8 protein-coding genes are annotated in these 11,844 nt (G+C 46.0%); 5 read left to right on the top strand and 3 right to left on the bottom strand.

What is annotated here, in order from left to right; genetic code table 11:
* Window positions 1-675: 675 nt before the first annotated feature.
* Window positions 676-2,406 carry a potassium/proton antiporter gene (locus tag ACRN9H_RS11250; RefSeq protein WP_432313721.1) on the top strand — a complete coding sequence of 577 codons (1,731 nt, stop codon included), beginning with the start codon at window positions 676-678 and terminating at the stop codon, window positions 2,404-2,406.
* A 100-nt stretch (window positions 2,407-2,506) separates the two neighbouring features.
* Here ACRN9H_RS11250 and ACRN9H_RS11245 read toward each other — a convergent pair whose 3' ends face one another.
* A complete protein-coding gene (locus ACRN9H_RS11245) occupies window positions 2,507-3,433 on the bottom strand; it encodes an LpxL/LpxP family Kdo(2)-lipid IV(A) lauroyl/palmitoleoyl acyltransferase (RefSeq protein WP_432313720.1) in 927 nt (308 codons plus the stop codon).
* 103 nt (window positions 3,434-3,536) lie between these two features.
* Here ACRN9H_RS11245 and hldE point away from each other — a divergent pair, with 103 nt between their 5' ends.
* The 3 genes from hldE (at window position 3,537) to ACRN9H_RS11230 (ending at window position 6,422) form a co-directional block, all read left to right on the top strand.
* Entirely contained in the window at window positions 3,537-4,967 is a 1,431-nt protein-coding gene (gene hldE / locus ACRN9H_RS11240; RefSeq protein ID WP_263189810.1) for a bifunctional D-glycero-beta-D-manno-heptose-7-phosphate kinase/D-glycero-beta-D-manno-heptose 1-phosphate adenylyltransferase HldE, read from the top strand.
* A complete protein-coding gene (locus ACRN9H_RS11235) occupies window positions 4,964-5,791 on the top strand; it encodes a hypothetical protein (RefSeq protein WP_432313719.1) in 828 nt (275 codons plus the stop codon). Before hldE ends, ACRN9H_RS11235 begins: the two co-directional genes overlap by 4 nt.
* A gap of 151 nt (window positions 5,792-5,942) precedes the next feature.
* Window positions 5,943-6,422, top strand: a complete 480-nt coding sequence (locus ACRN9H_RS11230; protein WP_220774070.1) for a TetR family transcriptional regulator — start codon at window positions 5,943-5,945, stop codon at window positions 6,420-6,422.
* 99 nt (window positions 6,423-6,521) lie between these two features.
* On the opposite strand, the gene pntB is transcribed toward ACRN9H_RS11230, so the two are convergent.
* Together pntB and ACRN9H_RS11220 are read right to left on the bottom strand one after the other, a co-directional pair.
* Window positions 6,522-8,006, bottom strand: a complete 1,485-nt coding sequence (gene pntB / locus ACRN9H_RS11225) for a Re/Si-specific NAD(P)(+) transhydrogenase subunit beta (RefSeq protein WP_432313718.1) — start codon at window positions 8,004-8,006, stop codon at window positions 6,522-6,524.
* A gap of 12 nt (window positions 8,007-8,018) precedes the next feature.
* Window positions 8,019-9,545, bottom strand: coding sequence for a Re/Si-specific NAD(P)(+) transhydrogenase subunit alpha (locus ACRN9H_RS11220; protein WP_432313717.1), 1,527 nt, complete (start codon window positions 9,543-9,545; stop codon window positions 8,019-8,021).
* A gap of 415 nt (window positions 9,546-9,960) precedes the next feature.
* Here ACRN9H_RS11220 and ACRN9H_RS11215 point away from each other — a divergent pair, with 415 nt between their 5' ends.
* A complete protein-coding gene (locus ACRN9H_RS11215) occupies window positions 9,961-11,760 on the top strand; it encodes an assimilatory sulfite reductase (NADPH) flavoprotein subunit (RefSeq protein ID WP_432313786.1) in 1,800 nt (599 codons plus the stop codon).
* The last annotated feature ends 84 nt before the right edge of the window (window positions 11,761-11,844 follow it).

Here is an 11,844-nt window from a genome sequence, read left to right as displayed (position 1 = left end):
CGTGTTTAACGCCGCTTTCTCTCATAAAACGAGAATGGCAAATTGACGAGCAAAATGCACTGGCGCGCGAAGCTCGCATCCTTCCTTATTTTGGCCATTATTTCAACTGAAATCTGTTCTATAAAGCGTATTTATTACTTTATGTGTGTTTTCTACCTTTATCCATAACAGCTTTGTCCTCACATTTTTCATCCAGTTGATGATAATTCTTGAGCGTTAACAACTGATATTACCCAAGTATGGAGGAGGATGACGAGGGCACCCTTAAAATCGATGTTCAAATATTCACCATTTTATGGCTTCAAGTTTCATTTGAGGCAGAGTTGATAGTGATAGCATGCATTTATAGAGGTTTGTAGCTTGATAATGGGTTGATAATTTAGATTTATATCGAGTTATTATTTTTTAACATATTGATATTTAGTTATTTTAAATTTGATAAATTATGTGGCTGTATTCTGGTGTATTTTAGGCATAGCTTTAGCATTTACTATAATGTTATTAAAAGGTTGCTTTTCGGTGCTATCAGTATAGATGATTGAATTTTAATATTTAACACTCCATTAATTCACAATTATTATGCTAATATAAAATCATAAAATTGTAATTCGTATCATTTTCAACCTCGGTGAACCTTTATCGTTTAACTCAATAACCTGTATTAAGGAGGCGTTTGTGGATGCAGATTCCGTCAATAGTTTTTTTCTGATCGGCGCCTTACTTACTGCGGTAAGTGTTTTAGTTAGTCCTATGTCGTCCCGCTTGGGTATTCCTATTTTATTGATTTTCCTCGCTGTGGGTATTTTAGCCGGTGAAGATGGGCTTGGTGGGATCCTATTTGATGACTATTCGACGGCCTATTTAGTCAGTAACTTAGCCTTAGCCGTTATCTTACTCGACGGGGGCATGCGTACCCGAGTTGCCAGTTTTAGGGTCGCGTTGTGGCCGGCATTATCGTTGGCAACTTTTGGGGTGGCGATTACCACCAGTATTACTGGCATGATGGCCGCATGGTTGTTTGATTTGCATTGGTTGCAAGGTTTGCTGGTTGGCGCGATTGTAGGCTCAACTGATGCCGCCGCAGTATTTTCTTTGCTCAAAGGCCGCAGCCTTAACGAACGTGTTGGCGCAACCTTAGAAATCGAATCCGGCAGTAACGATCCCATGGCGGTATTTTTAACCGTCACTTTGATTGCCATTCTTGCCAATGTGGATGCTGAACTTTCCTTTAGTTTTATGCTTATAAGCTTTGTTAAGCAATTTGGTTTAGGGATATGCTTCGGTCTTGGTGGTGGTTGGCTGTTGTGGAAACTGGTTAATTTAAGCAAATTAGCTGATGGCTTGTATGCCATTTTGGTGTTGAGTGGTGGACTCATCATTTACGCCGCGTCCAATAAGTTGGGTGGTAGTGGTATTTTATCTATTTACTTAGTGGGATTGTTGCTCGGTAATAAACCCACTCGTGGGCGGCATTCTATTTTAAACGTGCTCGATGGCATGACTTGGATCAGCCAAATCGGCATGTTTCTTGTGTTAGGTTTGTTGCTTACGCCCTCAGATTTACTCGATATTATGATCCCTGGTTTTGCCTTGGCATTCGGGATGATTTTATTTGCTCGTCCCATCGCAGTTTGGGTGAGCTTGTTGCCCTTTAAAAGTTTTAGCAGCCGTGATCGCTGGTTTATTTCTTGGGTCGGATTACGCGGCGCGGTACCTATCATCCTAGCGGTATTCCCTATGATGGCGGGTTTACCGGGCGCTCAACTGTATTTTAATTTGGCTTTCTTCGTGGTGTTAGTGTCGTTACTCGTCCAAGGTGCCTCTTTGACCTTTGCCGCGCGCTTAGCAAAGGTGGAACTGCCCCCAAAGCCTTTACCTGTTTCGCGTTCAGGGATTGAGATATACCCGAGCAGCGAATGGGAAGTGTTTGTATATCGTTTGAGTGATAGTAAGTGGTGTATTGGTGAGCCTTTAAAACGCTTGGCTATGCCTGATGGAACGCGGATTGCGGCAGTATTTAGAAACAACACTTTACTGCATCCCTCTGGTAGTACTTGTTTAGAAGCCGGTGACATACTTTGTGTATTGGGGCAGGAACGCAGTTTAGAAGCATTAAGCCAGCTCTTTAGCCAAGCGCCAGAGACAAAAGACGTACAGCGTTTCTTCGGTGACTTCTTTATTGAAACCGATGTAAAACTAGCCGATTTAGCGCCTATTTATGGCCTTAGCTTAGATAATGTGGCTGACGATATGACTATCGCAGACTTAGTCACATCGCAACTGAGCGCGAATCCTGTACTGGGGGATAAGTTCCAGTGGCAGTCATTACATTGGGTCGTGGCGGGGCTTAATGAAGGTAAAGTGACAAACGTAGGTATCCGTTTGCCCACGGAGATTGCATCCTAAATACTTTGGATTCATTTTACGGTTAATGCCTCTATAAAAATGCCAGCTTATTTGCTGGCATTTTTATGTTAAAAACGGACTTATATTAAAACGGATAGCGCTACTGATACACAGACTTATCTGTGGGATCGGGGCGAGTCTTAAAGCGGCGATGTAACCACATATATTGGGCGCGATTTTTATCAATGATGGTTTCGATAATTTTATTACCGCGAATTGCATCATCTAGCTCATTTTCACCGGGGAAATTATCTAACGGTGGCATGACTTCAATACGATACCCTTCATCACCTGCGGTACGTTCAACGAAAAAAGGTAATACTTTGGCTTTACCAAGTTTGGCTAAGGTGGTGGCGCCCGTAATCGTTGCTGCATCTGGCATGGCATAAAACGGGATAAATACGGCGCTGGAGCGGCCAAAGTCCTGATCGGCTGTGTACCAAATTACATCGGGATTACGTAGGCAGCGCACCATTTGGCGTAAGTCGCGTTTAGAGACTAAGCCTTTATTCGAGCGTAGACGGCCTTTGACCTGCAGGTATTCCATCACTGGATTATTGTGCGGGCGATAAACCCCTACGCCGGGTTGAAATTGACCAAAGATACGCGCACCCATTTCCAATGGTAAACAATGAACAGCAAAAAGAATCACACCGTGACCGGCATTGAGTGTGTCTTGCACGTGTTCTTGACCGGTAATGCTCATATGCTGTTGTACTTTTTCGTCGGACCACCACCAAGCATTGATGGTATCGAAAATAGCTTTGCCGGTTTCTTCAAAGTTACGTAGCAGCAACTCTTCTCGCTGCGCGGGGGTCATCTCGGGGAAGCAAAGAGTCAAGTTACGGCGCGCAGTGTGCGTGCGGCTACCCGCAAACTTCATCACTAAACGGCCTAAACCTTTACCCAATTTCATCTGCCAAGATAGCGGAAGTAGTTGAGTTAAACGCATCAAAAATACGCCAAACCACATAGGCCAATGTTTAGGATGATATAACGAAGATGAAAACTCGGCTTTCTCGACCACAAAATACTCACTACTTTTGAAAATTACTGCTCATTCTAACTCAAATCCTACTGAAATTAGGTACAATCACGGTTTAATTTCTGCATATGAAGATAAGGCCACTATGAAGGTTTCACTGCCAGCATTTGAAAAAGCCAGAGTGTTAGTCGTCGGCGATGTGATGTTAGACCGCTATTGGGTTGGTCCTACTGCACGAATTTCCCCTGAAGCCCCTGTGCCTGTGGTGAAGATTAATCAGGTCGAAGACAGACCCGGTGGTGCAGCAAACGTGGCGCTCAATATTGCAACCTTAGGGGGGCAAGTACAACTTGCTGGGCTCGTCGGTCAAGACGATACTGCCACAGCCTTAACGCTCGGCGTGCAAACCTTAGGGGTTGAACCTCAGTGGTTAACCATTGCCGATAAGCCCACCATTACTAAGCTGCGGGTATTATCACGCAATCAGCAGTTAATCCGTCTGGATTTCGAAGAAGCCTTCGACAAGGCTGATAGTGTGCGTTTACTTAAACAATCTGAAGCCTTACTCGATGCTGTCGATGTGGTGGTGTTGTCTGACTATGCTAAGGGTGCCATCAATGAGCCGCGGGATTTTATTGCCTTAGCACGCGCTAAAGGAGTGATGGTGTTAGTCGATCCTAAGGGCAGTGATTTTGGCCGTTATCATGGTGCATCCTTGATTACTCCGAATATGAGCGAGTTTGAGGCCGTAGTGGGCACTGTGACCTCAGAGGCCGATTTGCTCGAAAAAGCCCGTGGTTTACTCAAACTCCATAACTTTGATGCCATTTTAGTTACCCGCTCAGAAAAGGGCATGACCTTAGTCACCGCCAATGCGCCTGAATTACATATTCCCACCGTTGCCCGTGAAGTCTATGACGTGACTGGCGCGGGCGATACAGTGATTTCAGCGCTAGCGACTTCATTGGCGGCAGGTGCTGATTTACCGCAAGCCTGCGCTATCGCCAATACGGCGGCAGGTGTGGTCGTGGGTAAACTGGGCACTTCGACTGTGAGTCGCATTGAACTAATTAGTGCGCTAGCTGTGCACCAAGGCGAATCGGGTTTTGGCGTAGTGAGTGAAGACCAACTGGCTTACGCCCTTGAGCAAGCTAAATTACGCGGTGAGCGTGTGGTCATGACCAACGGTTGCTTTGATATTTTACATGCGGGACATGTGAGTTATCTCAAGCAAGCCAAAGCCTTGGGCGATCGCTTAATTGTGGCAGTAAACGATGATGCTTCAGTGAAGCGCCTTAAGGGAGAGGGTCGTCCAGTTAATCAAATTGATCGCCGTATGGCGGTGTTAGCCGGTTTAGCTTCGGTCGATTGGGTTGTACCTTTTAGTGAAGATACGCCGCAGCGCATTATTGCTCGATTATTGCCAAACCTGCTGGTTAAAGGGGGCGATTATAAGCTTGAAGATATTGCGGGTGGCGCTGAAGTGATTGCCGCTGGGGGGCAAGTGCAGGTGCTGGGTTTTGAAGATGGTATTTCAACGACAGCAATTATCCAAAATATCATGGCTAATCAGTGAGTCTGATTGCTCTAGTCTTTGCAGCGAGTTTGTCTTGGGCTCCTATCGCCGATAAGCAGGCGTTAATTTGCCCTTTACCCGAGCTTGGCACTTGCTTGGCATTATTGCCTCAGCAAGTGCTGTTGCAGCTCCCCCTAACGCAGCAGCAATTTACGCAGGCTTTAGGGCAAAGAAGTGCGATGGTGATGCCGGTTGACGATAGCAAAATAGCCGGGCTAGTTTTAGTCAACGAGCAGCAAACACCAGCGGTTCAGTTAGCCAGTATCGATAGCGTGACCTACCAATTACCTTTGCATCAACAAACACAATTAACTCTGTGGCATGAGCTCGGTCACCTAGAAAACCGTGCTCTGCAGGGCACAGTTTTGCCCTCTCAGTTGAGTACGTATCAACATGAATGGCTTGCGGATATCTACTTAATTTGGCGTATTGCGCGTCAGCAAGGTGACTTTTCTCTCGCATGGCAGCAATATCATAGACGCAATCTTGATGCGTTAACAAATCAGGCGCATTTGTCGCATTGGAGTGCCCCTATGATGATACAAGTGTTTCATCGTTATAATGCGAGGCAAATGGCTAATTTTACTGTTTACGCCGATTTTGTGATGGATTTTTACCCAGGAGCTGAACAGCTTGATCCAAGACTATTGGGAGAATATTCGAGTTTGTTGCAACGTACTTTTGGGGCAAGTGTGCTACAACCGCTGCCTCGCTATCTTTTTTGGAGAAAAGCCGCTTTAGGACAATATTTAAAACCGACCTTAATTGTGTTGATGGGTGATGTTGAAGCACAAGACTGGTTGGTACAAAACTCTATGTTGTGAATGTGTTAATTTTTATGGTGTTATTATCCATTTAAGTCTGAACCTTAGCTGAACGAAGGTTAAATACGCTAGTTTTGGCTAAGCTCGCAGCAGTAATCCCTAGATGGCTTTGGTAAGATTTGCCCTTAAAAATAAGAGGGGAGATCTTACTGTGGCTAAACGCTCGCGAGTACAAACTGAGCTGACCATTAATCAAATTATGGATGAAGCATTAAAGCAGATTTTGACTATCGGTTTTGAGACCATGTCCTATACCACGTTGTCAGAAGCAACCGGTATTAGCCGCACTGGTATTAGTCATCATTTTCCACGAAAAACTGACTTTTTAGTGCGTTTAGATGGCCGTATTGGCAATCTATTTGTTGAGGCATTAGACTTTTCTAGCCAAGAAACCTTAGAAACATCTTGGATGCAGGCGATGCAAGAAGAGCACTATCGCGCTGTATTGAGACTGTTTTTTAGCCTCTGTGGTGGTGCTAATAATGAAATCACTCTCTTTAGAGCGGTAAGCAACGCGCGCCAACAAGCGATTGCTGAACTCGGTTTAGTCGGTGATAGTACGATTAATCACTTATTAGGTCGTAGTGCTGTCATGTTGCTATCCAATTTCGATGTAGAAAAAGCGGCATAATCAACAGTAACAAATTACTAAAAATTAAGGGAGCCTATGGCTCCCTTAATGCTATTTAACGATGAGTCAATTGCGCGCCGATATTAGACGCTTTTAAAATCATAGTGCTTTTAAAATTGCTTCGACACTGGCTTTCGCATCCCCAAATAACATTTGGGTATTCTCTTTAAAGAACAGTGGATTTTGCACGCCGGCATAACCGGTATTCATTGACCGTTTAAAGCCGATGACATTTTGTGCTTTCCACACTTCTAGCACTGGCATGCCCGCAATAGGACTACCTGGGTCTTCCATTGCCGCGGGGTTAACCGTGTCGTTTGCACCAATAACCAGCACTACGTCAGTGTCTTTAAAGTCTTCGTTGATTTCGTCCATTTCAAGCACGATATCGTAGGGGACTTTTGCTTCTGCTAACAGTACGTTCATGTGCCCGGGTAAGCGGCCTGCGACGGGATGTATGCCGAAACGAACTTTAATACCGCGATCACGCAGTTTTTGGGTGATTTCAGCAACAGGATATTGCGCCTGCGCCACTGCCATACCGTAACCTGGAGTAATGATGACTGAAGTGGCATTTTTAAGCATATCCGCCACATCTTCAGCGTTGGTTTCACGGTATTCGCCCATTTCTTCATCGGCAGTTGAGGCTACACCATCTGTGCCAAAGCCGCCCGCGATAACTGAAATAAACGAGCGATTCATGGCCTTACACATTATGTAAGACAGGATAGCACCCGATGAACCCACTAATGCGCCAACGACAATCAAGAGGTCGTTCGACAACATAAAGCCCGCTGCCGCCGCTGCCCAACCTGAGTAGGAGTTCAGCATAGACACAACCACTGGCATATCCGCACCGCCAATCGATGCGACTAAATGCCAGCCAAAGGCGAAGGCAATCAAGGTCATCAACAGTAGTGCAGGCATAGTGCCGCCTGTCTGTACGAAATACACCATCAGGGCTAAAGACACTAAAACCGCCACTAAATTGAGTTTGTGGCGATGTGGCAACATCATAGGTTTAGATGAAAATGTACCGCGTAACTTACCAAAAGCGACAATCGAACCGGTAAAAGTGACCGCACCGATGAAGATACCGAGGAAAACTTCGACTAAGTGGATGTTAAGCATCGCACCAGTGAGATGTTCTTTGCTGGCGGCTTTAGCCACTTCACTTAGGGCATCATTCACCGCAGCGAGAGTGGCATTAATATCACCACCGACAGCCACCACGACTTGTGACACTTCTTGTGGGTGCAAATCGATAAAGCTATTGAAGCCAACCAATACCGCGGCCATACCCACAAAGCTATGTAATATAGCAACCAATTCAGGCATTTGAGTCATTTCGACTTTCAATGCTAAGCGGATACCAATCGCACCACCAATCACCATGGCGATTAAGATCCATGCAATACCGTTAGTATCAGGGTTAAAAATAGTCGCCAGTAGGGCGATTGCCATACCGAGGATCCCGAATAAATTACCATGTTTTGCCGTCTCTTGCTTCGACAGTCCCGCGAGACTGAAGATGAAGAGAATGGCGGCAATAATATAAGCTGCAGTTACCAGTCCTTGAGACACGTTAAACCCCCTTTAATCCTTACGGAACATCTTCAGCATGCGCTGAGTGACGGTAAAACCGCCAAAGATGTTAATACTGGCGATCAGCACGGCGATAAATGCCAGTACAGTAACCAACGTTGAACCCTGACCAATTTGCAGCAACGCGCCGACCACGATAATGCCTGAAATCGCGTTCGTCACTGACATCAAAGGCGTGTGCAGTGAATGTGAAACGTTCCAAACAACGTAATAGCCGACTACGCAAGACAACACAAATACCGTGAAATGCGATAGGAATTCTGCCGGTGCAACGGATGCGACAGCAGCAAATCCTGCAACACCTAAAGCGGCGAGCACGTATTTCAGTTTTGATGGCTTTTTAGGTGTGGTGTTTTTAGGTTCGATTTTCACAGCCGGTTTTACCGGTGCTGCTGACACCGAAATCGGTGGTGGCGGAAAAGTCACTTCACCGGCTTTAATCACTGTCATATTACGCATGACTACATCATCAAAATTGATGCTGGCATTACCGTCTTTCTCTTTACACATTAACTTCATCAAATTGACTAAGTTAGTACCGTAAAGTTGTGACGATTGCGCGGGTAAACGGCCCGGTAGATCGGTATAACCAATCACTTTAACGCCATTAGGGGTGACAAATAACTCGCCCGATTGAGTGTATTCGCAGTTACCGCCAGTCGCGGCGGCTAAATCGACGATCACAGAGCCGCTCTTCATGCTATCGACCATGGCTTTAGTGATGAGCTTAGGCGCAGGACGACCCGGAATTAGCGCGGTAGTGATGATGATATCGACTTCTTTGGCTTGTTCAGCAAACAGTGCCATTTCAGCGGCGATAAATTCATCCGACATGGTTTTAGCATAACCATCGGATGAGCCACCGTCTTCGTTACCAAAGTCCAGCTTAAGGAACTGGCCACCCATAGATTCGATTTGTTCAGCGACTTCTAAACGGGTATCAAAGGCGCGTACTATGGCGCCAAGTGAGCCCGCGGTGCCAATAGCGGCAAGGCCAGCTACACCAGCACCAATTACTAACACTTTGGCAGGAGGCACTTTACCAGCAGCGGTAATTTGGCCAGTAAAGAAACGACCAAATTGATGTGCCGCTTCAACCACGGCGCGATAACCGCCAATGTTAGCCATAGAGGAGAGAGCATCGAGTGACTGAGCGCGGGAGATGCGTGGCACCATATCCATCGCCATTACGTTGATATTGCGTTTAGACAATTTTTCAACTAACTCTGGGTTTTGTGCTGGCCAAATAAAGCTGACGACAGTTGCCCCGTCTTTGATTTGTTCGATTTCAGCATCGTTTGGCGCATTGACCTTAAAAATTAGGTCGGCTTGCCAGACATCCGTCGTGATATTTGCTCCTGCAGCTGTAAAGGCTGCATCGTCAAAGCTAGACAGTTGACCGGCATTCGATTCAACCATCACTTCAAAGCCGAGTTTTTTTAGCTGCTCAACGGTGGCTGGCGTCGCGGCGACTCGAGTTTCACCGGCGAGACTTTCTCTCGGTATTCCAATCTGCATGACTACTCCCTGATGATTTATATAATCGTTCCGCCTGAGTACTGTTTATTACGCTTGAGCTACAAAGGTCGTTATTAGTGTTAACTCATTTATTTTATTGCGGCAAGTTATCACACTCAATATCAAGTATGAAACGTGCGTTTTAGAAACACACTTTTCTTTGAACAACAGAGGTGACAGTACGACAGGCTCGTTACCATTGTGGCAAGACTTTAATTTGGCACAAGTGCATATTGCACAAGCCGGTCGTTTCAGCACTGGTCGGATCAAAAACTTTTAACCAGTGCACACTTTTGTAGCTTAAATTTTGCACTTTGTATATTCCAAAAAGGAATTAAAAATCTTATTTTATTCTTTTTTGCTTTTCTTAAAGCGGGATAAGCTGGTGAATATCACATTGTCACAGGGCCATTTCATGTTGTTAAAAGAACTTTCATCGCTGGCTTCGCCATTGTCTCAAGGACAAGTCGAAAAGCTAAAACAGCTCACTGCAGAGTTAAGTGCGGTACAACTGTCTTGGGTCAGTGGCTATCTTGCCGCGACAGCTAACGCCGGCCAACTGACTCCCGCAGTCGAAACTCAAACAGTTCAGACGTTAACTATCCTTTACGGTAGTCAAACGGGTAATGGCCGTGGTGTCGCCAAAGCGCTCGCTGATAAGGCACAGGCGCAAGGTTATGCGGTCAATCTGGCTTCAATGGGCGAATACAATGTTCGCCAACTGAAACAAGAAACTGTGCTCTTGCTGGTGGTCAGCACCCATGGTGAAGGTGAAGCGCCGGATGACGCGATTGAATTACATAAGTTTTTAGCATCGAAACGTGCGCCTAAGTTAGACAATCTACATTACTCAGTGCTTGCGCTTGGGGATTCAAGCTATGAATTCTTCTGCCAAACTGGCAAAGACTTTAGTACTCGTCTAGCGCTACTGGGTGCTAAGTCATTGTTACCTTTAGTTGAATGTGATGTGGACTATGAAGCCGCCGCCGGTCAGTGGCACGCCGATGTATTAGAGGCCGTTAAGCCGCTTATCGAAACCTCGTCCGCCAGTGTGGTATCTATTGGTACCGCTAAAACGATTGGCGAAAGCGAGTTTACTAAGCAAAACCCTTATAGTGCCGAAGTGCTAGCGAGCCAAAAAATTACCGGCCGCGGTTCAGACCGAGATGTGCGCCATGTTGAAATTGACCTTGGCGATTCAGGCTTAAGCTATCAAGCGGGCGATGCCCTCGGTGTGTGGTTTAGCAATAATGAAGTGTTAGTCGATGAAGTCCTCGTGGGTCTGTCGTTGGCCGCCGATGAGTTAGTGACCCTAGGCACAGAATCTTTGACCCTTAAGCAAGCTTTGCTTGAGAAGAAAGAGCTGACTCAGTTGTATCCCGGATTAGTCAAAGCGTGGGCCGAACTGAGCGGCAGCGCTGAGCTGCTAGCATTGAGCGAAGATAAAGAGCAAGTGCGTCACTTTATCCTTAAGCATCAATTTGCTGATTTAGTCGCCCAGTATCCGTTAACAAATAGCGCTGTCACGTTAAGCGCGGCAAGATTGCTTGAGTTACTGCGCCCATTAACCCCAAGACTTTACTCTATCGCCTCAAGTCAAAGTGAAGTGGAAACCGAAGTCCATTTAACCGTGGCGTTAGTGGAAGATGAGCGTCACGGCGCGGCCCGTTTTGGCGGTGCGTCACACTTCTTAGCCTCTGCGCAGGAAGGCACTCAGGTTAAGGTTTATGTTGAGTCGAATAAGCATTTCTGTTTACCTGATAATCCAGACACGCCAGTGATCATGGTTGGCCCTGGCACAGGTGTTGCGCCGTTCCGTGCCTTTATGCAGGAGCGTGTTGCCCAAGGTATTCAAGGTGATAGTTGGTTATTCTTCGGCAATCCACACTTTGAGCAGGATTTCTTGTATCAAACTGAGTGGCAACAGTATTTGAAAAATGGCGATTTAAGCCGTATCGACGTGGCGTTCTCACGCGATCAAGCCCATAAAGTTTATGTGCAGCACCGCATTAAAGAACAAGGCCAAGCCCTGTGGCAATGGTTGCAAAACGGCGCGCATCTGTACATTTGTGGTGATGCTGAACGTATGGCAAAAGATGTTCACCAAGCCTTGATTGAGGTGGCTGTCGAAGTCGGTGGTTTGAATACCGAAGCGGCCGAAGCCTATTTTGAAACATTGCGCAGCGATAAGCGTTACCAAAAAGACGTGTATTAATCTCAACCGTTGCGCATATAAGAAACGCATAAGAATAGCCAAAGCTGCACACGTGATGACCTGTGCAGTCAGCGAACCGAATTT

Source organism: Shewanella sp. MF08487, from assembly GCF_050848685.1.
Classification (GTDB): domain Bacteria; phylum Pseudomonadota; class Gammaproteobacteria; order Enterobacterales; family Shewanellaceae; genus Shewanella; species Shewanella glacialipiscicola.
This window is presented reverse-complemented; position numbering and strand designations above follow the sequence as displayed.

Excerpts from the sequence above, each read along its gene's own strand:
- hldE (WP_263189810.1), top strand. The coding sequence starts at position 3,537 with ATGAAGGTTTCACTGCCAGCATTTGAAAAAGCCAGAGTGTTAGTCGTC.
- ACRN9H_RS11220 (WP_432313717.1), bottom strand. The coding sequence starts at position 9,545 with ATGCAGATTGGAATACCGAGAGAAAGTCTCGCCGGTGAAACTCGAGTC.
- ACRN9H_RS11215 (WP_432313786.1), top strand. The coding sequence starts at position 9,961 with ATGTTGTTAAAAGAACTTTCATCGCTGGCTTCGCCATTGTCTCAAGGA.